The sequence below is a fragment of the Mesorhizobium sp. M0663 genome (genome assembly GCF_040320585.1).
In the GTDB taxonomy this organism is placed as follows: Bacteria; Pseudomonadota; Alphaproteobacteria; order Rhizobiales; family Rhizobiaceae; genus Mesorhizobium.
Window position 1 is genome coordinate 1 of the sequence record NZ_JAMYPX010000004.1, and the last position, 23287, is coordinate 23287.

General features: G+C 64.3%; 19 protein-coding genes. 9 read left to right on the forward strand and 10 right to left on the reverse strand.

Annotation, left to right across the window (positions count from 1 at the left end):
- Positions 1 to 307 precede the first annotated feature (307 nt).
- Positions 308 to 2479 carry a malate synthase G gene (locus NKI54_RS09320; protein WP_352636257.1) on the forward strand — a complete coding sequence of 724 codons (2172 nt, stop codon included), beginning with the start codon at positions 308 to 310 and terminating at the stop codon, positions 2477 to 2479.
- Between the two features lie 245 nt (positions 2480 to 2724).
- Here NKI54_RS09320 and NKI54_RS09325 read toward each other — a convergent pair whose 3' ends face one another.
- The 4 genes from NKI54_RS09325 to NKI54_RS09340 form a co-directional block, all read right to left on the reverse strand.
- Positions 2725 to 4254: a YifB family Mg chelatase-like AAA ATPase gene (locus tag NKI54_RS09325; RefSeq protein ID WP_352636259.1), complete on the reverse strand. Its 1530-nt coding sequence runs from the start codon at positions 4252 to 4254 to the stop codon at positions 2725 to 2727.
- Between the two features lie 163 nt (positions 4255 to 4417).
- Positions 4418 to 5359: a glutathione synthase gene (gshB, locus tag NKI54_RS09330; protein WP_352636261.1), complete on the reverse strand. Its 942-nt coding sequence runs from the start codon at positions 5357 to 5359 to the stop codon at positions 4418 to 4420.
- Positions 5360 to 5577: 218 nt separating this feature from the next.
- The gene (locus NKI54_RS09335; protein ID WP_352575274.1) at positions 5578 to 5952 is read right to left on the reverse strand and encodes a GtrA family protein; all 375 of its coding nucleotides are present in this window, start codon (positions 5950 to 5952) and stop codon (positions 5578 to 5580) included.
- 7 nt (positions 5953 to 5959) lie between these two features.
- Positions 5960 to 6967 (reverse strand): glycosyltransferase, encoded by a 1008-nt coding sequence (locus NKI54_RS09340; protein ID WP_031212751.1) that lies wholly within the window; start codon positions 6965 to 6967, stop codon positions 5960 to 5962.
- Between the two features lie 129 nt (positions 6968 to 7096).
- Here NKI54_RS09340 and NKI54_RS09345 point away from each other — a divergent pair, with 129 nt between their 5' ends.
- The 6 genes from NKI54_RS09345 to NKI54_RS09370 all read left to right on the forward strand — a co-directional run bounded on the left by NKI54_RS09345 (position 7097) and on the right by NKI54_RS09370 (position 13591).
- Positions 7097 to 8899 (forward strand): GtrA family protein, encoded by a 1803-nt coding sequence (locus tag NKI54_RS09345; RefSeq protein ID WP_352636264.1) that lies wholly within the window; start codon positions 7097 to 7099, stop codon positions 8897 to 8899.
- A gap of 132 nt (positions 8900 to 9031) precedes the next feature.
- Positions 9032 to 9799, forward strand: a complete 768-nt coding sequence (locus tag NKI54_RS09350; protein ID WP_023679862.1) for an SDR family NAD(P)-dependent oxidoreductase — start codon at positions 9032 to 9034, stop codon at positions 9797 to 9799.
- On the forward strand, positions 9799 to 10749 hold the full coding sequence (locus tag NKI54_RS09355; RefSeq protein ID WP_502898215.1) for a 2-dehydro-3-deoxygalactonokinase: 951 nt from the start codon (positions 9799 to 9801) through the stop codon (positions 10747 to 10749). The genes NKI54_RS09350 and NKI54_RS09355 overlap by 1 nt, the downstream gene beginning before the upstream one ends.
- On the forward strand, positions 10746 to 11384 hold the full coding sequence (locus NKI54_RS09360; protein ID WP_352575268.1) for a 2-dehydro-3-deoxy-6-phosphogalactonate aldolase: 639 nt from the start codon (positions 10746 to 10748) through the stop codon (positions 11382 to 11384). Before NKI54_RS09355 ends, NKI54_RS09360 begins: the two co-directional genes overlap by 4 nt.
- The gene (locus NKI54_RS09365; protein ID WP_023679859.1) at positions 11384 to 12265 is read left to right on the forward strand and encodes an SMP-30/gluconolactonase/LRE family protein; all 882 of its coding nucleotides are present in this window, start codon (positions 11384 to 11386) and stop codon (positions 12263 to 12265) included. Before NKI54_RS09360 ends, NKI54_RS09365 begins: the two co-directional genes overlap by 1 nt.
- 267 nt (positions 12266 to 12532) lie before the next feature.
- Positions 12533 to 13591 (forward strand): D-alanine--D-alanine ligase family protein, encoded by a 1059-nt coding sequence (locus NKI54_RS09370; protein WP_352636269.1) that lies wholly within the window; start codon positions 12533 to 12535, stop codon positions 13589 to 13591.
- Here the strand turns inward: NKI54_RS09370 and NKI54_RS09375 are convergent.
- The 6 genes from NKI54_RS09375 to dnaK all read right to left on the reverse strand — a co-directional run bounded on the left by NKI54_RS09375 (position 13588) and on the right by dnaK (position 19253).
- The gene (locus NKI54_RS09375; RefSeq protein ID WP_023679856.1) at positions 13588 to 13875 is read right to left on the reverse strand and encodes a DUF1330 domain-containing protein; all 288 of its coding nucleotides are present in this window, start codon (positions 13873 to 13875) and stop codon (positions 13588 to 13590) included. The two genes, NKI54_RS09370 and NKI54_RS09375, sit on opposite strands and share 4 nt — an antisense overlap.
- Positions 13876 to 13902: 27 nt before the next feature.
- A complete protein-coding gene (gene pyrF / locus NKI54_RS09380) occupies positions 13903 to 14616 on the reverse strand; it encodes an orotidine-5'-phosphate decarboxylase (protein ID WP_352575264.1) in 714 nt (237 codons plus the stop codon).
- Positions 14613 to 15209: an NADPH-dependent FMN reductase gene (locus NKI54_RS09385; protein WP_352575262.1), complete on the reverse strand. Its 597-nt coding sequence runs from the start codon at positions 15207 to 15209 to the stop codon at positions 14613 to 14615. Before NKI54_RS09385 ends, pyrF begins: the two co-directional genes overlap by 4 nt.
- 60 nt (positions 15210 to 15269) lie before the next feature.
- Positions 15270 to 15875: a phospholipid N-methyltransferase PmtA gene (pmtA, locus tag NKI54_RS09390; protein WP_023679853.1), complete on the reverse strand. Its 606-nt coding sequence runs from the start codon at positions 15873 to 15875 to the stop codon at positions 15270 to 15272.
- Between the two features lie 117 nt (positions 15876 to 15992).
- Complete coding sequence (gene dnaJ, locus NKI54_RS09395; RefSeq protein ID WP_352575260.1) at positions 15993 to 17123, reverse strand: molecular chaperone DnaJ; 1131 nt, start codon at positions 17121 to 17123, stop codon at positions 15993 to 15995.
- Positions 17124 to 17336: 213 nt separating this feature from the next.
- On the reverse strand, positions 17337 to 19253 hold the full coding sequence (gene dnaK / locus NKI54_RS09400; RefSeq protein ID WP_023679851.1) for a molecular chaperone DnaK: 1917 nt from the start codon (positions 19251 to 19253) through the stop codon (positions 17337 to 17339).
- 754 nt (positions 19254 to 20007) lie between these two features.
- Between dnaK and NKI54_RS09405 the strand changes: the two genes are divergently transcribed.
- On the forward strand, positions 20008 to 21156 hold the full coding sequence (locus tag NKI54_RS09405) for an IS4 family transposase (RefSeq protein ID WP_352691305.1): 1149 nt from the start codon (positions 20008 to 20010) through the stop codon (positions 21154 to 21156).
- A 165-nt stretch (positions 21157 to 21321) separates the two neighbouring features.
- Positions 21322 to 23283: a hypothetical protein gene (locus NKI54_RS09410; protein ID WP_352691307.1), complete on the forward strand. Its 1962-nt coding sequence runs from the start codon at positions 21322 to 21324 to the stop codon at positions 23281 to 23283.
- Positions 23284 to 23287: the final 4 nt, after the last annotated feature.

The following is a 23287-nucleotide window of genomic DNA, read 5'->3' on the forward strand; positions in this document are numbered from 1 at the left end:
CCGCTTTGGTCGGGGGGGTGGGTTTTTTTTAAAAAGACACTGTCGGGCTAAACCCCCCCCGGGGGGTTTTTGGGCGCCGAAGGCGACAGAGGGGGTCGCCTCGCATGAAGCGCGACGCGATTTGGTGCAAAGAAGAGGTTGCACTCCACGCGAGGCGACCCCCTCTGGCCTGCCGGCCATCTCCCCCTCAAGGGGGGAGATCGGCAGCGAAAACGCCCTACCTTCACCTTAGGCCGAGTTGACCCTACAACCTTGCCATGTCAAAGGCCCGAGGCCGGCAAGCCGGCCAAGCCCTGGAGAAGCCCTGATGACTGATCGCGCCGAGATCGCCGGATTGCGGATTGCCCGCGAGCTTCATGATTTTGTCGTGAACGAGGCGCTGCCGGGCACCGGCATTGAAGCGGAGGCATTCTGGAACGGTTTTTCGGCCATCGTCCATGATCTCTCGCCAAAAAACCGGGCACTGCTCGAAAAGCGCGATGCCATGCAGGACAAGCTCGACCGCTGGTATCGCGACCATGGCGCGCCCGTCGACATGGAGGCCTACACGAGCTTCCTCCGCGAGATCGGCTATCTGCTGCCCGAGGGGCCGGCCTTCAGCGTGACGACCGAAAATGTCGACCCGGAAATCGCTTCGGTCGCCGGGCCGCAGCTGGTGGTGCCGGTGATGAACGCGCGTTATGCGCTGAATGCCGCCAATGCGCGCTGGGGCTCGCTGTACGATGCGCTCTACGGAACCGACGCCATCCCGGAGACGGACGGCGCCGAGCGAGGCAACAAATTCAATCCGGCGCGCGGCGCCAAGGTCGTCGCCTGGGTGAAAAGCTTCTTCGACGAGGCGGTGCCGCTCACGACAGGCAAATGGGCCGGCGTCAACGGGCTTTCGGTCGCCAATGGCATGTTGCGGCTGGGCGAGGGTGCCGGCGCCACCACGCTTGCCGACCTCAGACAGTTTGCCGGCTATCGCGGCGATGCCGCCGACCCCGAAGCCGTCCTGCTGGTCAAGAACGGCCTGCACATTGAAATCGTCATCGACCGCAACAACCAGATCGGCCGCACCGATCCGGCCGGCATTGCCGACGTCGTGCTGGAATCGGCGCTGACCACCATCCAGGACTGCGAGGATTCGGTGGCGGCCGTCGATGCCGAGGATAAGGTGCTGGTCTACCGCAACTGGCTCGGCCTGATGAAGGGCGACTTGGCGGAAGAGATCACCAAGGCCGGCAAGAGCTTTGTCCGGAGGCTCAACCCCGACCGCACCTATACCGCGCCCGATGGCGGCACGCTGACCTTGCCCGGCCGCTCGCTGATGCTGGTCAGGAATGTCGGCCACCTCATGACCAATCCGGCGATATCAGACCGCGACGGCAACGAGGTGCCGGAAGGCATCATGGATGCGGCGCTGACGGCGCTGATCGCGCTGCATGACATCGGCGTGAACGGGCGCCGCGCCAATTCTCGCGCCGGCTCGATGTACATCGTAAAACCCAAGATGCACGGGCCCGACGAAGTTGCCTTCGCCGTCGAGATTTTCGACCGCGTCGAAGCGCTGCTCGGTATGGCCAAAAACACCATCAAGATGGGCATCATGGACGAGGAGCGGCGCACCACCGTCAACCTCAAGGAGGCGATCCGCGCCGCGAAAGAACGCGTCGTCTTCATCAACACCGGCTTCCTCGATCGCACCGGCGACGAGATCCACACCTCGATGGAGGCCGGCCCGATGATCCGCAAGGGCGACATGAAGCAGGCCGCCTGGATTGCCGCCTACGAAGCCTGGAACGTCGACATCGGGCTGGAATGTGGGTTGGCCGGCCACGCCCAGATAGGCAAGGGCATGTGGGCGATGCCCGACCTGATGGCGGCGATGCTGGCCGAGAAAATCGTGCATCCCAAGGCCGGCGCCAATACCGCCTGGGTGCCGTCGCCGACGGCGGCGACACTGCACGCCACGCACTACCACAAGGTCGATGTCCATGCCGTCCAGGCGGCGCTGAAGAACCGGCCGAAGGCGAAGCTCGACGACATCCTGTCGGTGCCGGTAGCAAGGCGGCCGAACTGGTCGCCTGAAGACATCCAGAAGGAACTCGACAACAATGCGCAAGGCATTCTGGGCTATGTCGTGCGCTGGATCGACCAGGGCGTCGGCTGTTCGAAAGTGCCGGACATAAACGACGTCGGCCTGATGGAGGACCGCGCCACGCTGCGCATCTCCTCGCAGCACATCGCCAACTGGCTGCATCACGGCGTCTGCACGCCCGAGCAGGTCATGGAGACGATGAAACGCATGGCGGCGATCGTCGACCGCCAGAACGAAGGCGATCCGCTCTACCGGCCGATGGCGCCGGATTTCGACAAGTCCATCGCCTTCCTCGCCGCGTGTGATCTGGTCTTCAAGGGCCGCGTCCAGGCCAACGGCTATACCGAGCCGGTGCTGCACGCACGGAGGCTGGAGCTGAAGGCGAAGCAGGGCACCTGAAGCGAAGGCATGGGAGTCGGTGTCCCCCTCCCCCTTGAGGGGAGGGTGGCCCGAAGGGCCGGGAGGGGTCCTGCAAGAATTGCGCCGACTCCCATTCCAGCGACAAGAACGGGATTGTCTTGGCGACCAATACTCGGTGCCATCTTGATCTGCGCATATCGTGCAGACGTTAAAGGCAGAGCACGTCGCCGGCAACCCCACCCGGCCGCTTCGCGGCCACCCTCCCCCCAAGGGGGAGGGGAACGTCACGCCGCCTGCGCCATCCGCTCCGAGCTCATGCGGTAGGAAATCGCCTCGGCCAGATGGATGCGGCCGACTGTTTCGCTTGCCTCGAGGTCGGCCAGCGTCCGCGCCACCTTCAAGACGCGGTGATAGGCTCGTGCGGAAAAGCCGAGCTTTTCGCTGGCATCCCTGAGCAGCGACAGGCCGGCGGCATCGGGCATGGCGATCTCCTCGATGACTGACGGCGAGCAATGGGCGTTGGTGGTGGCGGTCGCGCCGAGCCGCTCGAAGCGCTCGCGCTGGATCGTACGGGCGCGGGCAACACGTAGTGCGACGGCGGCACTTTTCTCCGCCCGGTCCGGCCGGATCAGATCGCTGGCCGAGACCGCCGGCACCTCGATCCTGAGATCGATACGGTCGAGCAGCGGGCCGGAAATGCGCGCCTGGTAGTCGGTGCGGCAGCGGTCGCCGCGCAGGCAGCGATAGCCGGGCTCGCCGGCCATGCCGCAGCGGCACGGGTTCATCGCCGCGACCAGCTGGATACGTGCCGGATAAGTAACGCGGTGGTTGGCGCGCGCGATCATGCAGTCGCCGGTCTCGAGCGGCTGGCGCAGTGCATCGAGCGCCTGCGGCGAGAATTCGGGAAACTCGTCGAGGAACAGCACGCCGTGATGGGCAAGCGAGGCCTCGCCCGGCCGCACGCGCAGACCGCCGCCGACCATCGCCGCCATCGAGGCCGAATGGTGTGGTGCACGGAACGGCCGCCGGTCGGTCAGCTTGCCTTCGCCGAGTTCGCCGGCCACCGAGGCGATCATCGAGACTTCGAGCAATTCCCTGGGCGCCAGCGGCGGCAGGATCGACGGCAGCCGCTGCGCCAGCATCGACTTTCCCGATCCCGGCGGCCCGACCATCAGAAGATTGTGGCCGCCGGCTGCCGCCACCTCCAGCGCCCGCTTGGCGGTCTCCTGGCCCTTGATGTCGGCAAGGTCGGGCAGGTCGCGCGCCGAGGCATGGATGCCGGCTTCCGGCCGCGACAGAACCTGCGTGCCGCGAAAATGATTGGCGATGGCGATCAGGCTGCGCGGCGCCAATATGTCGAAATCCTTGCCGGCCCAGGCCGCTTCCGGCCCGCAGGCGAACGGGCAGATCAGGCCCTTGCCTTCGGCATTGGCGCCGATCGCCGCCGGCAGCGCGCCGGCCACCGCGGCGATGGTGCCGTCGAGCGACAATTCGCCAAGCACGACATAGCCGGCCAGCATGTCGCCCGGAATGGCGCCGAGCGCTGCCATCAGCCCGAGCGCGATCGGCAAATCGTAGTGGCTGCCTTCCTTGGGCAGGTCGGCGGGTGCCAGATTGACGGTGACCTTCTTCGACGGCATCGACAGGCCGGATGCATGAAGTGCAGCCTGCACCCGCTCGCGGCTTTCGGCTACAGCCTTGTCGGCCAGCCCGACGATGTGCATGTTGACCTTGCCCGGCGCGATCATCACCTGCACGTCGACCGGCACGGCCTCGATGCCCTGGAAAGCAACCGTGCGAACCCGCGCCACCATGTCTTCACCCCGGATGCAGGCTTTTGCCCCAAGCCTTTGCGATCATGCCGCGAACGGCGTCACCCGAGACAACCACAGATTTCCGGCGAAGGCAAGAACATTTGGGGAACAGCTGAGCGCCACGGCTGCAATGGTTTGCAACGCGGCCGCTCGCGAAGCGAGGCTAGTTGCGCTTCTCCTCCACGGCATCCCAGAACAGGCTGGCGATGTCGGCGCCGCCGAAGCGCTGCACTTCGCGTATGCCGGTCGGTGAGGTCACGTTGATCTCGGTCATGTAGTCGCCGATGACGTCGATGCCGACAAGGATGAAGCCGCGCTGCTTCAGCGCGGGGCCGATGCGGGCGCAGATCTCGCGTTCGCGCGCCGTCAGCTCGGTTTTTTCGGCGCGGCCGCCGACATGCATGTTGGAGCGCGAATCGTGCTCGGCCGGCACGCGGTTGATGGCGCCGACAGGCTCGCCGTCAATCAGGATGATGCGCTTGTCGCCGGCCCGCACCTCCTTGAGGTAGCGCTGCACGATGTAGGGTTCGCGGAACAACTGGCCGAACATTTCGAGCAGCGAGGCGAGGTTGCGGTCGGCCTCGTGCAGGTGGAAGATGCCTGCGCCGCCATTGCCGTAGAGCGGTTTGACGATGATATCGCCGAACTCCTTGCGGAAGGCTGCGACCTCGAGCGGGTCTTTGGTGATCAGCGTGTCCGGCATCAGGTCGGGAAATTCAGTGACGAAGATCTTTTCCGGGCTGTTGCGCACCCAGGCAGGGTCGTTGACCACCAGCGTCTTCGGATGGATGCGCTCGAGGATATGCGTGGTGGTGATGTAGTTCATGTCGAAGGGCGGATCCTGCCGCAAAAGGATGACGTCCATCTCCGAAAGATCGGTGCGGACTTCTTCGCCCAGCGAATAATGATTGCCCTTCTCGTCGCGAACCTGCATCGCCTCGATACGGGCAAACACCTTGCCGTCGCGCAGCGACAGCCGGTCGGGCGTGTAGTGGAACAGCCGGTGGCCGCGCCGCTGCGCTTCCAGCGACAGCGCAAACGACGTGTCGCCGGCTACCGACACGCTGGAGATGTGGTCCATCTGGACGGCGACTTTCAGGGGCATGGCAGCTCTCCGGCGCACTTGGAGCGATCCACTTGGACGCACAAAGTACGCTCCAACATTTTTTGAATCCATGCATCGTGCTTTCCGAAAATCGATTCCGATTTTTCGGGCCGATGCATCGACGACAGCGATATAAGGAAATCGGCGGCCTCTGCCAATCGGCCAAGGTCATGATGAGGCTGCGCTTCGCTTGGCGCAGATCCCAACGCGATGTGCCTTCAGCGGTCGAAGACCAGCTTGGAATAGCCGAGGAAGGACAGCGCCATGGCGACCAGCGAGGCGACCGCAAGGGCTATGAGCGGCGACACCATCGGCAGCGCGAACAGCATGGCGCAATAGACGAGATAATTGACGAGGCTGGTGGCAATGCCGACGCCGCCATAGCGTGCGCCCTCTTGCGCGACGCCGCGGCTGGAAGGCGAGAAGGTCAGATGGCGGTTGATCAGCCAGGTGACGGACAGGGCAAAACCGATCGAGATGATGCGGGCCGCCAAGGGCCCAAGCGGCGTTGTCGCCAGCACCAGCCAAAGCGCACCCGCGTCGGCGACGAAGCCGATGCCGCCGGCGACAATGAAGCGGGCGAGGCGTCCCATTTAGGCTCTAGGCCGCCCGCGGCGTCTTGCGCGGTCCGGCCTTCAAAGTCGCGAGCGCGCTTGCACGTTCGCGCTCGACGCGACCGGAAGGCATCGACAGATAGAAGATGCGCTTCTGCTCGGCGCGGCCGCGCGACACCGAATCGAGGATCACCCCGGTCACCGCCGCCAGCATCGACAGCAGCAGCAGCCCGACCGACAGAACCCAGGTCGGCATGCGCGGCACAAGCCCGGTTTCGGCGAACTCGATCAGCACCGGCGCCATCAGAAACAGGCTTGATGCCAGGAAGAACACCGAAAAAGCGCCGAAGAAACGCAGCGGCTGCGTCTCCTTCATCAGCATGGCGAACATCCACAGGATCTTCGCGCCGTCGCGAAAGGTCGATAGCTTCGACGAGGAGCCTTCCGGCCGGCGGCCATAGTCGAGTCCGATCTCGCTGACCGGCAATTTGAGCTGCGAGGCGTGCACCGACATTTCGGTCTCGATCTCGAAACCGCCGGAAACGGCGGGAAAACTCTTGACGAAGCGCCTGGTGAAGGCGCGGTAACCCGAGAAGATATCGGTAAAGTCCGAGCCGAACAAACGTTTGTAGAGGCTGTTGAAGATGCGGTTGCCGAAGGCGTGGCCTGTCCTGCCGGCGTCGTTGGCGACGCCGCGCCTGGTGCCCACCACCATGTCGGAGCGCTCGGTCAGCAGCGTGTTGATCAGTTGCGGCGCGTCCTCCGGCGCATAGGTGCCGTCGCCGTCGGCCATCAGGTAGATGTCAGCCTCGATGTCGGCGAACATGCGGCGTACGACATTGCCTTTGCCCTGGCGCGGCTCGCGCACCACGATGGCGCCGGCGGCGCGGGCTCGGAGCGCCGTCAGATCGCGCGAATTGTTGTCGTAGACATAGATCGCGGCGGCAGGCAGCGTTTCGCGAAAGCGCCGCACCACTTCGCCGATCGTCAGCTCCTCATTGTAGCAAGGCAGGAGCACGGCGATGCTCGGCTCATGGCGCACTTCTTGTGGCATTTTCGTCTCCAGATGCCCTGTGAGGCCCCTGACCGCTCAAGCGCCGGCCTCGCTCGGGCGGCTTTACTATTTATTGAAGCTGTTAAGGCTAGGTTTAAACCGCACCCTATTCCTTCCAAAGGTCCTGATATGAGCACAGCCGACGATGGCGCCTCCATTTGGAGGTCCGATATCGCGCTGGCGCTGCTTGCCACGTTGCTGGCACTTGCCGTCAATGCCCTTGCCGGCTTCCCGGAATTGACCAATGCCGGCGGCGACAACGACAATCTGCTGCGCCTTGTCGAAGTTCGCGACATGCTGGCCAGCCAGGGCTGGTTCGATCTGCACCAGTACAGGATGGGCCTGGAAGGCGGTTTCGTCATGCATTGGTCGCGGCTGGTCGATGCGCCGATCGCCGCCATCATCATCGCCGTATCGGCCCTGACGGGCAGCGCGGCCTTTGCCGAGAATGTTGCGCAAGTGCTGTGGCCGGCGCTGCTCTTCTGCCTGACCGCATTTTTCACGGCTCGCGCCGCGCGCAGCTTTGCCGGTGACGGCGCCGTGCTGCCGGCTGTCATCGTCGGCGCCGCCGCACTGCATTTCCTCGGCATTTTTTCGCCTGGCGCGCTCGATCACCACAATGTCCAGCTGATGCTGAGCATGGCCAGCCTGAGCCTGTTGCTTGAAGCGCCAATGCGCAGGCCGGCGGCATTGCTCTCCGGCCTGTGCGCCGGATTGATGCTGGCCGTCGGCATGGAGACCGCGCCTTATCTTGCCACCATCGGCGCCTCTGTTGCCATGCTGTTCGCCGTCGGCGCCAATGGCGAGAGGTCGATTGCCAGGGATTTCGGCCTCGGCTTTGCCGGCGTGTCCGCTCTCGTCTTTGTCGCCACCATTGCGCCGTCCGCCTGGGGTCAGGCGCAATGCGACGCCTTCTCGACCGTGCAGTTCGTCGTCGCGGCGATCGCCGGAACCGGCCTTGCGGCGATAGCGTCGGTCGAGCCCGCCGGCCGCACGCGCCAATGGCGTATCGCCTCGCTTGGCCTGCTTGCCCTTCTATTGGCCGCTGCAATCGTCTTTTTGTTCCCACAATGCCTGGCAGCGCCCTATGCCAACCTCGATCCGCGCCTCAAGGAGCTATGGCTTGATCACATCGACGAGGCGCAATCGCTGTTCAAGCTGCTCGCTGAAGATCCGGCCGGGGTGGTGGCGCGCTATGCCACGCCGCTCATCGCGCTCGTGCTGATGGCGCTTCGCCTTGGCCGTGGCGGCTGGCGGCGGCAGGACAGCCTTGTCGGCGCGCTGCTTGCCGTGGCCTTCATCGTCAGCGCTTGGCAGGTGCGCGGTTCGACATTCTCGATCGCCTTCGCTGTCATCCCGCTTGCCGCCTGGATTGCCAAATGGCGTCAACGGGCCGAGGCCAGCGCGTCGCGCGGTGTGGCGCTGCGCATGGCTGCCGTCTGGCTGGTTTCGGTGAATGCGGTCTGGACTGGGGCTGCCGCGGCAACCTCGGTCGCCTTCGAGGACAGCAACACCACGGCGGATAATGGCGACGGCACCGATGTCGCTTGCCAGCGCATGGCCTCCTTTGCGGCACTCGGCCGCCTGCCCGGCACCACCGTGCTGGCAATTTCCAATCTCGGATCGCCTATCCTGGCCTATTCCGGACATCACGTCTTCGCCGGGCCCTACCATCGCAACGTCGCCGGCAACCTGCTGGCGCTCGATGCCTTCCTTGGGTCCAATGCCGATGCCAGGACGGTCGTGGCGGATCATCACGTCGGCCTCGTCGCGCTGTGCCCCGGCAGCGCCGAAAGCAAGCTCCTCGCCGCCAAGGCGCCGGCAGGTTTTCTTGCCGGGTTGATGCGCGGCAGCGTGCCGGAATGGCTTGAGCCGGTTGCCGGGACCAGTGGAGCCGCCGTTGAATTGTACCGCGTCCGGCTGGGCAGCTGATCGATCGGCGGCCCGTGCGGCCTTTTGTCGGACATAAGTCCTGACAATCCACTCTTTCGCCCTTGCCCGCCCGACACGGCTGGATAGGATGCGCGCCGGCCGACCGAGATCATTGGACCGGGAGAGAATTTCATGATGCCATCGGCACGCTTTGCCGACCTCGAAGGCGCTTCGGTGCTGATCACCGGCGGCGGCTCCGGCATTGGTGCTGCCTTGACCGAAGGTTTTGTCCGCCAGGGGGCAAAGGTCGCCTTCATCGATATCGCCGACCGTCCGAGCCTGGCGCTGGCCGATCGGTTAGACAAGGAGCTCGGCCGGCGGCCGTTCTATCTCAAGACCGACATACGCGACATCGAGGCATTGCGGGTATCAATCGCCAAAGCCGCCGAGGCGCATGGCAACGTGACCGTGCTGGTCAACAATGCCGCGCAGGATGACCGTCATGCCGTCGAAGACGTCACGGTGGAGTTCTGGGACAACAACCATGCCATCAACCTGCGCCCGCATTTCTTCAGCGCACAGGCGGTGGCGCCGGGCATGAAGCGGGCCGGCGGCGGCTCGATCATCAACTTCACCTCGACGTCGTTTCTCATCAACCATCCCGATATGCCGGCCTACACCGCCGCCAAGGCCGGCATCGTCGGTCTCACCAAGGGTCTTGCCGGCAAGCTCGGCGTCGACGGCATCCGTGTCAACGCGATCGCGCCCGGCTGGGTGATCACCGAGCGGCAGAGAAAGCTCTGGGTCACCGAAGAAGCGCTCGCCGCTCATGTCGCCAAACAGTGCATCAAAGAGGTGATGCAGCCGGAAGACATTGTCGGCACCGTGCTGTTCCTGGCGTCGGATGCCTCACGCATGCTGACCGCGCAGATGCTGATCGTCGATGGGGGGTTCCTGTGATCTCATCGAGCAAGGCAGCTTCCGTCGCGGCCGTCGACTGGGGCACCACCCGTATGAGGGTCTGGCTGCTCGACGGCGCCGGCAAGGTTCTCGCCGAGCGGCGCGGCGATGACGGGCTGATCACCGCCCAGGCTAAAGGATTTTCGTCCATTCTTGAAGGGCATCTGGCTGCCCTGGGCGCAGCCGAGGCGCTGCCGGTCATCATTTGCGGCATGGCCGGTTCGCGCCAGGGCTGGCTGGAGGCGCCCTATGTCAGCGTGCCGGCGCCGATCGGCGCTATTCTCGCCGGCGCTGCCCGCATCCCCGGCCAGCGCCGCGACATCCGCATCGTGCCCGGCCTTGCCCAGCGTCTGGCCGACGCCCCGGACGTCATGCGCGGCGAGGAAACCCAGCTTGCCGGCGCCGGTTTGCCGGCAAAGGGACGCCACCTCGTCTGCATGCCCGGCACGCATTCGAAATGGGTGCTGGTCGAGGACGGCTCTGTTGCCGGTTTCGGCACCTGGCCGACCGGCGAGCTGTTTTCGGTGCTGGCCGCGCACTCGATCCTGCGCCATTCGCTGGGCGAGCCGCCGAAGCCGGTTGCCGCCGAAAATCCATTTTTCCGGGAGTGGTGCCTGAAGGCGTTGGCCGAAGGTGGTGACATCGGTTCAAGACTGTTCTCGATCCGCGCCGCCAGCCTGCTGCAGGATCTGAAGCCCGAGGATGCCGCCGCGTGCCTGTCCGGCCTGCTGATCGGCGGCGAGATCGCTTCGGCAAATCGCCGTTATGGGGCGAGTGCCGTGCCCGTCGTGCTGATCGCGTCGGGCGCACTCGGCAAGCTCTATGCCGACGCGCTCGGCCTTGCCGGGCTCGCGGTCAGGGTGGTCGACGCCGACGAGGCGGTGCGTGCCGGTCTTGCCGAAGCCGCGCGCGAAAATGGCATGATCGCCGGAAATGGAGTTGCCGCATGACCGAAACCGCACCTTTTCCAAAGCTCGAGCGGGGTCTGGTCGCCATCCTGCGTGGCCTCAAGCCAAGCGAGGCGGTGGCGATCGGCCAGGCGATCTTCGGCGCCGGTATCGAAGCGATCGAGGTGCCGCTCAACTCGCCCGATCCTTACGCCTCCATCGCCAGCATTGTCGGAGCGCTTCCTCCAACAGCCTTGGTCGGTGCCGGCACGGTGCTCAGCGCCGCCGATGTCGACGGCCTGCACAAGGCCGGCGGGCGGCTGCTGGTCAGCCCCAATATCGACGCCGACGTCATGGGCCGTGCCATGCATTACGGCATGGTGACGATGCCCGGCGTGTTCACGCCGACCGAGGCATTCCGGGCAATCCGGCTCGGCGCCTCGGCATTGAAATTCTTCCCGGCGAGCGTGCTTGGCGCGGCAGGCATTTCGGCGATGCGCGCGGTGCTGCCGGCCAGTGTGCTGGTCGGCGCGGTCGGCGGCGTTTCGGATAAGGATTTTGCCGGCTACAAGGCAGCCGGCGTCAGCGTCTTCGGTCTTGGCTCCAGCCTGTTCAAGCCGGGCATGAGCGTCGACGAAGTGGCGGCACGGGCGAAGGCTGCGGTCGTGGCCTGGGACGCGGCGTTTGGAGCGGCATGATGAGCGAGACCATCGTTTCGGTTTTTTCCGACCATGTCTGCCAACTCGGCGAGGGACCAAGCTATGACCCTGCCACCGACACGCTCTACTGGTTCGACATCGTCAACGGCCAGCTCCTCGAACAGCGCCTGTCGGGCGGTGCCGTCAAAATCCACGAGCTCGGTCAGATGGCCAGCGCCATCTGCATCATCGACGACCAACGCCAGCTGATCGCCACCGAGACCGGTCTGCATGTCCGCGACGTCGCGACCGGCAAGCTGACGCTGCACACGCCGATCGAGGCCGACAATACGGTCACCCGCTCGAACGATTCACGCGTTCACCCTTGCGGCGCCCTCTGGGTCGGCACCATGGGCAAGGGCGAGGAGAAGGCCGCCGGTTCGATCTACTGGTTCTTCAAAGGCGAGCTGCGCCGGCTCTATGCCGACGTCACGGTGCCCAACTCGATCTGCTTTTCCGAGGATGGGACGATCGCCTATTACACCGACACCAGCACCGGGCTGTTGATGCGCGTCGGCTGCGATCCGGCGACCGGCCTGCCGGTTGGCGAACCGAAGGTCTTCGTCGACCACCGTTCGGCCAAGGGCTATATCGATGGTTCGGTGCTCGACCGTGACGGCATATTGTGGAACGCCTGCTGGGGCGGCAGCGTCGTCGAAGCCTATGGACCCGACGGCAAGCTCGTCCGTTCGGTGGCGATGCCGGCGACGCAGCCTTCCTGTCCGGCTTTCGTCGGCAGGAATGCCGACCGGCTGGCGGTCACCTCCGCCTGGTCGGGCAAGAGCGAGAAGCAGCGCCTGCTCGACCCGCAAGCCGGCATGACATTTATGCTCGACATTCCAGTCAATGGTCGCTTCGAGCCGCGTGTGCTGATTGGCTGACCATGATCCCGAAAAGTGGGAACCGGTTTTCGGAAAAGATCATGGTCAAACAGGAAGATGGCGCCGTTGCTGTCGTGCAGGCGTCCGGCTGACGTCGATTCCGCGAAAGCCGAATGCATTCGCCGTGCGATGCTAGAACGGTTCATCGTTTCGCGGAACGCTGAACCGCTCTATCTCTTTGTTTTGACGCAATTCCGGACGGAAAACCGTTTCACACTTTTCCTGGAATTGCTCTAGCAATCGTGCTGCCGGGAAATCGTTTCGATCATGTCAAGCCGCGAGCCGAAGCTGATCCTTGTCTACGAGCCAGAAAAGGCTTGCTTCGATCGGCTGGTTGCCGATAACCACGTGCCGGAGCGTGCCGCCGAAATTGCCTCCTATCTGGCGCAATCGACCGATATCGCTGCTGAATTCGACGCACTTGCCGCCGCTTGCCAGAAGCGCGGCTTGTCATTTGCGCCGGTGACGCTCGACGACGCCTCAAGCGTTCTCGCCGGCGAGGACCCGAAGACCACGCTAGTCTGGACGCTGACCGACGGCATCGCCTATTTCCGCGGCGGCGCGGCACCAGCTCTGGCACGGCTGAACGGCCTGGAGGCGATCGGCGCCGACGATGCGCTTTTCGCGCTCTGCCAGGACAAGTTCTGTTCAGGCGCCGTGCTCGGCGCGTTCGGCTTGCCGGTGCCGCAGGCGGGCCTTGCCCGTGACGGCGCCTGGCTGGTCGCGCCGCCGGCCTCGCCCGCCGGCTGGTTCGTCAAGCCGAACCGGCTCGGCGCCAAGATCGGTATCTGGCCGGATTCGCGCTGCCGCGATCTCGGCCATGCGCTGGAGCTTAGCCGGCGCGTCTTCGCCGCCTATCGCGACGATGTCGTCGTCCAGCCCTATGTCGCCGGCCGCAACGCGCGCGCCAGTTTTCTCGGATTGAGGCCGGATACCGGCGTCGAGGCGCTGGGCATCGCCTTTGTCGGTTCGGGCGGCGATTTCCAGACCATGCAGGACAGCCTGGCGCTTTACGGCGATACCGGCGCAGCGGCGAAAGCTGCGGGAAAATATACCGAGCCGGTGCTGCTGCCGGTCGCCGGCAGCCAGCCTGAAGCCGATGCAAGAATCCGTCGCATCGCCGAACGCCTGATGGTCGGGCTTGGCCTGCGGGATGTGTTTTCCATCGATTTCCGGGTCGAAGCCGACGACAGCGTCCACCTCATCGAGTTCGAGGTCTGCCCCGGCTTGCCCTGCTTCGATTTCCGCGATTACTGTCGCCAGCAATGGGGCTTGAGCCTCGCCGATGCGATGGCGGAGGCAGCGGCGAACCGGCTTCTCGCCTAAATCCCCTCGACCAGCACGATTTCGCCCTCGGCCACCTTCTGGCGGATCGCGACGGCGCGCTGGTATTCGGGCGAGTGGTAGCAGTCATGCGCCGCCGCAAGCGACGGAAACTCGATGATCACGTTGCGGTCGCGGCCCGGCCCCTCGGCCTTCTCATGCGCGCCGCCGCGCGCCAGGAACTTGGCGCCGAAGCGGTCGAAGGCCGGTTTGGCAGCTGCGACATAGTCCTTGTAGCCTTCCGCATCGCGCACGTCGACGCGAGCGATCCAGTATCCTTTGGGCATGGCTTTTCTCCGGGTTAATTCCTGGCGTCAGGCCGAGCGCATTTCATCGAGGATCGCTTCCGCCGCCGCCCGCCTGTCGGCCGCGCCGACGATCGGCCGGCCGACGACGAGATGGCTGGAGCCGTTGCGGATCGCCTGCGCCGGCGTCACCACCCGCTTCTGGTCGCCATGGTCGCTGCCCTTCGGCCGGATTCCCGGCGTCACGACCGCCAGGTCGGGGCCGACGATGCGGCGCACCGCCTCGGCTTCCTCGGCCGAGCAGACGATGCCGCCCATGCCGGCATGCAGCGCCTGCTCGGAGCGCCTCAGCACCAGTGTATGCGGATCATACTCATAGCCGGCGTCGATCACGTCCTGCTCGTCCATCGAGGTCAGCACGGTGACCCCGAGCAGGCAAAGGTCGCTGCCCCTCGCGGCCTCGACCGCCGCCTTCATCGTCTTCGGATAGGCGTGGATGGTCAGCATGCTCATGCCCATCCTGGCGATGTTTTCGACGCCCCTGGCCACCGTGTTGTCGATGTCGAGCAGCTTCATGTCAAGAAAGATCCTGGTGCCGCCGCTGGCCAGCTCGCGGGCGAAGTCGAGCCCGCCGGCAAAGGCGAGCTGGTAACCGATCTTGTAGAAGGAGACGATCCCGTCGAGCTCGCGCACCGCTTTCTCGGCTTCCTTCAGCGTCGGCAGGTCGAGGCCGACGATCAGCCTTTCCTGCATCGTGTCGGCATGCGCGGCGTCCGGGATCATGCCTCGATCCGCGTCGACAGCATGCGCGAGGTTTCGATCAGCGTTCGGCATAGGTGCTCCATCGATTGGCGTAGTCTCTCGTCCCGGAAGTTGCCCTCGTCGTCGAAGGCGTAGCCGCCCTCCGGCACCGAACACTCCGGTGTCACCACCTCCATCCGGCAGCGCACCAGCACGGCGCGCAGATGGTTGATGCAGCGTATCCCGCCGAAGGGTCCGTTGGAAGACGAGCAGAGGGCGGCGACCTTGCCGGCAAGCGGCCTGAACGTCCGGCCGCCATCCTTGCGCAGCTGGCTCACCCAGTCGATGCTGTTCTTGAGCAGCGGCGGAATGGAGCCGTTATATTCGGGCGTCGCGATCAGCAGCCCGTCATGGGCGGCGATCATCCGGCCGAGCTTGACGGCGTTTTCGGGAATGCCTTCGTCCTTTTCCAAATCCTGGTCGAGGATCGGCAGCGGATAGTCGGCGAGCGAGATGCGGGTCACCTCGGCGCCCTGCATGGCAAGTTCCTTCTGTGCCACGTCGGCGGTCCTGCCGCTATAGGCGCCGCTGCGCACCGAACCGGCGACGACGAGAATTTTCGGGATCACAGCCATGGGTCTGCCTTGTCACCCGATGGGTATAAGACAAGTGCTATTCAAACCCAACGCTTCAATTCATGCGGCCCCGCGCCGGTAGATCCAAAGCTGCGTCGGCGGAATGTTGCGGATGACGAAATGGAAATGCTCGACCGTATAGTCGCCGCGGCCCGGCGGGATCGGCGACAGCGGCCCGTAAGTTAGCTGCACGATCGGCCGGCCCGCCGGGATACGGTCGAGCAGGCTCTCGACATAGGCGATGCGCTGGGCGACAGGGAAATTGAGCAGCGGCACGCCCGATATCACAGAATCGAAGATCAGGTCGCGCTTGTCGCCAAGCGTCGCGTCGAGATTGAAGGCGTCGCCCTCGATGACGTTGACGCCTGGATAAAGCTGGCGCAGATGGCGCACGAAATCAGTGGAATATTCGACCGCGTAGAGATTCTCAGGCTTTATGCCCTGGGCGAGGATGGCGCGTGTGATGACGCCTGTACCGGGCCCGACCTCGAGCACCGGCAGGCCGGATGTCGGATCGACGATCGAGGCCATCTTGCCTGCGGTGATGGAACTGGTCGGGACGATCGAACCGACCGCCTTCGGCTTGTCGATCCAGCCCTTGAAGAACTTCAGCTCGTCGTCGAACTTTTCCGCCAGCGTCTTTCGCAGTCCGGGACTACGCGTCATCGAAAGTCCTCCTCAACGCTCCCTCGCATGCTACTTAGCAGTTACGAGGTGCAAGACAAGGCGAATCCCCGGATAAGGTGTTGATGACGCTCGGGAAGCGTTTTCCAGGGATCAGATTCAGTGCTCGCCGAACGTTTCGAAAAAGTCTTTCATGCGGGCGAAAAATCCGCTCGACTGAGGCGAATTGTCCTTTGAGGAAAGCTGCTCGAATTCCTCCAGCAATTCGCGCTGATGGCGCGAAAGGTTCTGCGGCGTCTCAACCACGGTCTGGATGTAGAGGTCGCCGATATTGGGCTGGCGCAGCACAGGCATGCCCTTGCCCTTGAGGCGGAACTGGCGACCGTTCTGGGTGCCTTCCGGCACCTTCACCTTCGTCTGGGTACCGTCCAGTGTCGTCACCTCGAACGAGCCGCCAAGCGCTGCCGTCGTCATCGAGATCGGCACCTTGCAATAAAGATCGGCCCCGTCGCGCTGGAAGAATTCGTGCGGCTTGACCGCGAGGAAGATGTAGAGATCGCCCGACGGGCCGCCGCGCAGGCCGGCCTCGCCCTCATTGGCCAGCCGGATGCGGGTGCCATCCTCGATGCCGGCGGGGATGTTTACCGACAGCGAGCGCTCCTCGGTGACACGGCCCTGGCCGGCGCATTTCGGGCACGGATCCTTGATGGTCTGGCCGCGCCCCTGGCATTGCGGGCAGGTGCGCTCGATCGAGAAGAAGCCTTGCGTGGCGCGCACCTTGCCGTGGCCGTTGCACATCGAGCAGGTGACGGGCTGGGTGCCAGGCCTGGCGCCGCTGCCCGAGCATTCCGAGCAGGAAATCGAGGCTGGCACCCGAATCTGCGCGGTCTTGCCGGAAAATGCCTCTTCCAGCGTAATTTCCATATTGTAGCGCAGGTCGGCGCCGCGCTCGCGGCCGCCGGACGAGCGGCGCTGGCGCCCGCCCATCATGTCGCCGAAAATGTCTTCGAAAATGTCGGCGAAGCCGCCGGCGCCAAAGCCTTGCGCCCCGCCATTCATACCGCCGTGCTCGAAGGCGGCGTGGCCGAAGCGATCATAGGCGGCGCGCTTCTGCGGGTCCTTCAGTGTCTCGTAGGCTTCGTTGATTTCCTTGAACTTGTGCTCGCAGGCATGGTCGCCTGGGTTGCGGTCGGGATGGAACTGCATGGCGAGCTTGCGAAAAGCGCTCTTGAGCTCCTTCTCGTCGGCGCCCTTTTGCACGCCTAGCGTTTCGTAAAAATCAGCTTTCATGTTTTCCCGCAGTCCGGATAGTCAACGTCTTGAAGCATCGTTGCGTCGTTTGCCGGCACGCTGTTCCGATTTAGGTGTGATGGAGCCGCGATGCCAGTGTCTACGAGGCTTTGTCCGCATTTTTTCGGGCAGCTCAGCGTTTTTCCGGCAAAGGGTTGCAAAAAAGCCCGGCTGTGCGCCGGGCTTTTTCCCTTACCTGTACCGTCAGGCGGTTCAGGCCGACTTCTTCTTCTCGTCGTCTTCGTCGATTTCCTCGAAGTCGGCATCGACGACGTCACTGTCCTTGGCGGCATCAGCCTTGGCGTCGGCCTCGGCGGCTTCCTTCTGCGAAGCCTCGTACATGGCCTGGCCGAGCTTCATCGAGACTTCGGCGAGCGTCTGCGTCTTGGCCTCGATCTCGGTCACATCGTCGCCTTCGGCAGCGGTCTTCAGCGCCGCGATCGCATCGGCAATCGCCGTGCGGTCGGCCTCGGAAACCTTCTCGCCGTATTCCTTCAGAGATTTCTCCGAGGAATGCACCAGCGCCTCGGCCTGGTTGCGGGCCTCGACCAGCGCGCGCCGCTTCTTGTCGGCTTCGGCATTGGCCTCGGCGTCCTTGACCATCTTCTCGATGTCGGCGTCCGAAAGGCCGCCGGACGCCTGGATGCGGATCTGGTGCTCCTTGCCGGTGCCCTTGTCCTTGGCCGAGACGTTGACGATGCCGTTGGCGTCGATGTCGAAGGTGACCTCGATCTGCGGCACGCCGCGCGGCGCAGGCGGGATGCCGACCAGATCGAACTGGCCGAGCGCCTTGTTGTCGGCGGCCATTTCACGCTCGCCCTGGAAGACGCGGATGGTCACCGCCGACTGCGAATCCTCGGCCGTGGAGAACACCTGGCTCTTCTTTGTCGGAATCGTCGTGTTGCGTTCGATCAGCCGCGTGAATACGCCGCCCAGCGTCTCGATGCCGAGCGACAACGGCGTCACGTCGAGCAGCAGCACGTCCTTGACGTCGCCCTGCAGCACGCCGGCCTGGATAGCGGCGCCCAACGCGACGACCTCATCCGGGTTGACGCCCTTGTGCGGCTCCTTGCCGAAGAACTGCTTCACGATCTCCTGGATCTTGGGCATACGGGTCATGCCGCCGACCAGGACGACTTCGTCGATTTCGCCGGCCTTCAGGCCGGCATCCTTGAGCGCCGCCTTGCAAGGATCGATCGTGCGCTGGACGAGATCCTCGACCAGGCTCTCGAACTTCGCCCGCGTCAGCTTCAGCGTCAGGTGCTTGGGGCCGGTGGCATCGGCGGTGATGAAGGGCAGGTTGATTTCGGTCTGCGTGGTGGACGACAGCTCGATCTTGGCCTTTTCAGCCGCTTCCTTGAGGCGCTGAAGGGCGAGCTTGTCGTTCCGCAGGTCGATGCCCTGTTCCTTCTTGAACTCGGCCGCCAGATATTCGACCAGACGCATGTCGAAATCCTCGCCGCCGAGGAAGGTGTCGCCATTGGTCGACTTCACCTCGAACACGCCGTCGCCGATTTCGAGCACCGAAATATCGAACGTGCCGCCGCCAAGGTCATAGACGGCAATCGTCTTGCCTTCCTTCTTGTCCAGTCCATAGGCAAGCGCGGCCGCCGTCGGCTCGTTGATGATGCGCAGCACTTCGAGGCCGGCGATCTTGCCGGCATCCTTGGTCGCCTGGCGCTGGGCGTCGTTGAAATAGGCCGGAACGGTGATGACTGCCTTCTCGACCTTCTCGCCGAGATAGGCCTCCGCCGTTTCCTTCATCTTCTGCAGGATCATCGCCGAGATCTGGCTAGGCGACTGCTTCTTGCCGCCGGCCTCGACCCAGGCGTCGCCATTGTCGCCCTTGACGATCTTGTAGGGGACAAGCTTCTTGTCCTTCTCCGTCACCGGATCGTCGTAGCGGCGGCCGATCAGGCGCTTGACCGCGAAAATGGTGTTCTCAGGATTGGTAACCGCCTGGCGCTTGGCCGGCTGGCCGACGAGGCGCTCGCCGTCGCTGTTGATGGCGACGATGGAAGGGGTCGTGCGGGCGCCTTCCGCATTCTCGATCACCTTGGATTCCTTGCCGTCCATGATGGCGACACAGGAGTTGGTTGTTCCCAGATCGATACCGATTACTTTTGCCATTTCTCTAATCTCTCCGCTAAGCAGGCTCTCAGGACCCGTACAGGCGTTCCGACGAAAGCCCCTGTTCACAAGAAATTCCGCTCCGGCAACCGGCATTCGGCGCTGGACGGCTTGGCGCGTATATAAGAACAGGCTGCGTGGCGCGCAAGCATTCTGCGCAAGGCGTTCACCATTCATCGCGGTTGATCGGATTCGGGACCGGCAGGCCCGTATTTTCGGCGGTGATCCAGCCGGCCCGGCCCCCGGCCCATGAACCTTTCCGCCTCGCCCCGCGACTGACGCTCAGGTGCCGCGTGGTGCGGCCCCGGAAAGGAAAGCCCCATGACCACAGATCCAGAGGCTCCATGGTCTCCGGGAACAGCAGGAGCTCAGCGCGACCATCGCCTTCGGGACCGGGTCGATGCGCTGGGCTTTTCGCCGGTTCCGTTGACCCTGCGCGGACGCAGGCGTATCGTGACGTTGAGGAAAGCAGACAATTCGATCAGGGATGAACGTGCCGGAACGCCGCGCCTTGCCCTGATTTGCGCGCCGGGACCGGATGTTTCTCCCATGACCTGTGCTAGGGCGTATACACATCTTGCTGCGACGGATTGACTCGGTTGTGACGTGTCGGATTCCGCCGGCGTGTGCTGTATGATTCTTCTGTGACGTTCTGATTTGGAGGAGCGTCGCCGATGCAGACATGCCAGGACTGGTCCTTGGGTTCATTTGGAGATCGTCGTCTCGATAAAGGGGGGCGAGGCTGCTCCAAGGCATGGTGCTGCGCGAAACGGTTTGCCTGCGCCGGCTTGCCGGTGGCGACCATTCCGAAGAGATCCGCTATGGGCGCTTTCTCGGCAATGACGCGGTGACAGCGGACCGGATCATCGCAGGCTGGAGCGATCAGACCCGGCTTGCGGTCGAGGGCCGGCATGTCCTGGCGGTGCAGGACACCAGCGAGATCAAGTTCCCGACGACAGAGGGCAACCGGCGCGGCCTGGGCAAGGTCAAAAAGGGCAATTGCTGGGGCCTGCTGCTGCATCCAATGCTGGCTCTTGATGCCGAGCGCGGTTCTTGCCTGGGTCTTGTGGGCGGGCAGGTGTGGACGCGCGGGGACGAGGAGCTGCCGCCGCATGCCGAGCGGCCGTTGAGCGAAAAGGAATCGCGCCACTGGATCGAGACGGCCGAAGCGGCCAAGCCGGTGCTGGCCCGGGCCGGCATGGTCACCTTCATCGCCGACCGTGAGAGCGACTTGTATATGATGTGGGCTGGTGTGCCGGACGGCCATTGCCATGTTCTGTCGCGTCTCATGAATGACCGGGCCCTCACCACTGGCGGCACGCTGCGCCGCGCCGTGGCGAAAGTGGTGTTCTGCGATACGCAGGTGATCGAGCTGCGCGAGCGCCAGGACCGCCCGGCGCGCCGGGCTGAGCTGTGCCTGCGCTTTGGCGAAGCCACGATCAAGCGGCCGGCGAACCTGCGCGCAAAGGGGCTGCCAGAGGGGGTGACGCTGCGCTGGGTCGAAGTCGTCGAGACGGCTGCGCCCGACGGCGTGGAGCCGCTTCATTGGCTGCTTCTGACCACCCATGCGGTGAGCAGCCCTGCCCAGGCCTGGCAGATCGTCGCCTGGTACAAGCAGCGCTGGACCATCGAGCAGTTCTTCCGGACGATGAAGGCCCAGGGCTTGAAGATCGAAGACAGCCAGCTGCAATCGGCCGCACGCCTGGAGAAACTCATTGCCATCGCCGCCAAGGCCGCGGTCATCGTCATGCAGCTCGTGCAGTCCCGCAGCGGCCAGGACGCTCAACCGGCAAGCCTCGTCTTCACGCCAAACGAGATCGACACACTTGCCGCGCTCGAGAAGCGCTTCAAAGGCAAGACCAAGCTGCAAGCCAATCCCCACCCCAGGAGCTCGCTCGCCTAGGCGGCATGGATCATCGCCAAGCTCGGCGGCTGGAACGGCTATGCTTCCTCCAGACCACCGGGACCAATCACCTTCTACAACGGCCTGGCCTACTTCCGTGCCTGTGCCGATGGATGGGCTCTGCGAGATGTGTATATGCCCTAGATGACCTGTGGGGGGAGATCCATGTCTTGCGACCACGGCGCGTTCGTGCGCTCTCGTGCCGGCCGTTTGCGCCGCGCCATCGAGGCTGCCAGCGGATTGTCGATCTTGGCGCTCGCCGCTGGGCTCTGGCTCGGTGGCTCGGCCCAGGCTCAGGAAACCCGGATCATCTATCCCGGCTCGATGGCAATGACCGGATTCTCCGGCACCATCATTCCCAATTTCGAGGAAGGCCTGCCGCCGGGCGTGGATCCCGTCGACGAAACCTTCATCGACACGGCGCGCCCGACCTTGCGCATCTTCGACGTCTCAAGGCTGGACGGGCCGGCGTCTGGCCAATTGGTCTTCACCCCGCCACCGTTCGAGGTCACGGCCGGGCAAATCGGCCAGGTGTTCGGCATCACCTACGACGACGGCGTGCGCGACGGCGTTCCATCGGCCGTTCCAAACCTCTATGCCGGCGCGACGTCGCTGCACGGCATCCGCATAGTCACGCCAGACGGCGACGCCGACGGCCGGCCGGAGCGGCAGCGCCGCGGCACGGCTGATGCGGTCTTCATGGACGGCCAGTTCGGCACCGAAAACGGCGGCGGCTCCGGAACGATCTGGAAGATCGACGGCATCACCGGCGCCGTCTCGAAATTCGCCGATATCGACGCCAATAGCGGTCCCGGCATCGGCGACGTCACTTTCGACAATATCCACCGCCAGTTCTTCGCCAGCGATCTCGACACCGGCCTCATCCACCGCATCGACGCCAATGGCGCGCTGCTCGACACGTTCGACCACGGCATAGCCGGCCGCCCGGCGCACGGGCTTGCCGCCCTTGCCGACGACGGCTCGGTGATTGACATCCAGGGTGCTGCCTTCGACAGCGAGGACCCCGACAGCTGGGGCTACACGCAGGACGAGCGCCGCGTCTGGTCGGTCGCCTATCGTGGCGGCCGGCTCTATTATTCGGTCGGTGATAAGGCGGAGATCTGGTCGGTGGGCGTTGCCGGCGACGGCAGTTTCGCCGGCGACCCGCGCTGGGAACTGACGGTCAAGGCCGACAAGGATTACGCGGTCACCGACATCGCCTTCGACAACGAGGGCTTCATGTACCTGGCCCAGCGCGGCCCGGTGGAGAACCGCTACGACTACAGCCAGTTCGCCGATTCCGGCAAGGGTGAGGTCATCCGCTACTGGCGCGAAAATCCGGACGATCCGGCGACGGAATCGGCCTGGGTGGAAGTGCCGCAGGAATATGCGGTCGGCTTCCCGCAAGACAACCGACAGTCGGCCGGCGGCCTCGACCTGCAATATGGCTACGATGCCGAAGGCAATCTCGATACCGGCGTCTGCACCGACACGCTGGTCGATACCGGCGACAAGTTGCGCGACAACCCGGAGCTTGCCGAACAACTCGCAGCCGGCGGGCCGCTCGCCGTGCACGGCGTGCAAATCACGCCGACGGCACTGGTCAAGCCGGCCAACATGCCGCCTTTCGGCTCGTGGTTCGTCGACTTCGACAATTATTTCGAAGACCCGGAAGTCGAAGGCCATGTCGGCGACGTCGAGGTCTGGCGCCCCTGCGAAGGCCGTGCCGGCTATTACGAGCAGGTGCCGGGCGGCTATCTGCCACCGTTCTATCCGCCGGACTTTCCGCCCCCCGGCAATCTGCCTCCTTGCCTTGATGTCGAGGATGTCAGGTATTTCTGCACGCCCTCCGGCCTCGAGGCCGATCTCTATCTCCATGACCATGCCGGCTTTGGCGGCGATTCGATCAAGGCTCTGTCCAGGACGCCTGGCGTTGGGGTGACTTCACCTCTGTCGCATGCGCCCGGCGCGCCATACACGATCGGCATCACCGGCCATTACCCTGGCGATACGGTCGATGTCGGGCTCTGCTTCTACAGGCAGTCCGATAGCGACAAGGGTGGCTACTACCCTTGCTGCAAGATGACCTTGCGGCTCAGAACCCCAGCCGTCAGCTGCGAACCGTGAGGAG

What these genes read in the sequence shown, in the direction of transcription:
- NKI54_RS09335 (WP_352575274.1), bottom strand. Translation starts at nt 5,952, where the DNA reads ATGGGACGCCTCGCCCGCTTCATTGTCGCCGGCGGCATCGGCTTCGTC.
- pyrF (WP_352575264.1), bottom strand. Translation starts at nt 14,616, where the DNA reads ATGATCCCGGACGCCGCGCATGCCGACACGATGCAGGAAAGGCTGATC.
- NKI54_RS09340 (WP_031212751.1), bottom strand. Translation starts at nt 6,967, where the DNA reads ATGCCACAAGAAGTGCGCCATGAGCCGAGCATCGCCGTGCTCCTGCCT.
- NKI54_RS09350 (WP_023679862.1), top strand. Translation starts at nt 9,032, where the DNA reads ATGATGCCATCGGCACGCTTTGCCGACCTCGAAGGCGCTTCGGTGCTG.
- dnaK (WP_023679851.1), bottom strand. Translation starts at nt 19,253, where the DNA reads ATGGCAAAAGTAATCGGTATCGATCTGGGAACAACCAACTCCTGTGTC.
- NKI54_RS09320 (WP_352636257.1), top strand. Translation starts at nt 308, where the DNA reads ATGACTGATCGCGCCGAGATCGCCGGATTGCGGATTGCCCGCGAGCTT.
- gshB (WP_352636261.1), bottom strand. Translation starts at nt 5,359, where the DNA reads ATGCCCCTGAAAGTCGCCGTCCAGATGGACCACATCTCCAGCGTGTCG.
- NKI54_RS09375 (WP_023679856.1), bottom strand. Translation starts at nt 13,875, where the DNA reads ATGCCCAAAGGATACTGGATCGCTCGCGTCGACGTGCGCGATGCGGAA.
- pmtA (WP_023679853.1), bottom strand. Translation starts at nt 15,875, where the DNA reads ATGACGCGTAGTCCCGGACTGCGAAAGACGCTGGCGGAAAAGTTCGAC.
- NKI54_RS09370 (WP_352636269.1), top strand. Translation starts at nt 12,533, where the DNA reads ATGTCAAGCCGCGAGCCGAAGCTGATCCTTGTCTACGAGCCAGAAAAG.
- NKI54_RS09365 (WP_023679859.1), top strand. Translation starts at nt 11,384, where the DNA reads ATGAGCGAGACCATCGTTTCGGTTTTTTCCGACCATGTCTGCCAACTC.
- dnaJ (WP_352575260.1), bottom strand. Translation starts at nt 17,123, where the DNA reads ATGAAAGCTGATTTTTACGAAACGCTAGGCGTGCAAAAGGGCGCCGAC.
- NKI54_RS09405 (WP_352691305.1), top strand. Translation starts at nt 20,008, where the DNA reads ATGGTGCTGCGCGAAACGGTTTGCCTGCGCCGGCTTGCCGGTGGCGAC.
- NKI54_RS09360 (WP_352575268.1), top strand. Translation starts at nt 10,746, where the DNA reads ATGACCGAAACCGCACCTTTTCCAAAGCTCGAGCGGGGTCTGGTCGCC.
- NKI54_RS09385 (WP_352575262.1), bottom strand. Translation starts at nt 15,209, where the DNA reads ATGGCTGTGATCCCGAAAATTCTCGTCGTCGCCGGTTCGGTGCGCAGC.
- NKI54_RS09345 (WP_352636264.1), top strand. Translation starts at nt 7,097, where the DNA reads ATGAGCACAGCCGACGATGGCGCCTCCATTTGGAGGTCCGATATCGCG.
- NKI54_RS09410 (WP_352691307.1), top strand. Translation starts at nt 21,322, where the DNA reads ATGTCTTGCGACCACGGCGCGTTCGTGCGCTCTCGTGCCGGCCGTTTG.
- NKI54_RS09325 (WP_352636259.1), bottom strand. Translation starts at nt 4,254, where the DNA reads ATGGTGGCGCGGGTTCGCACGGTTGCTTTCCAGGGCATCGAGGCCGTG.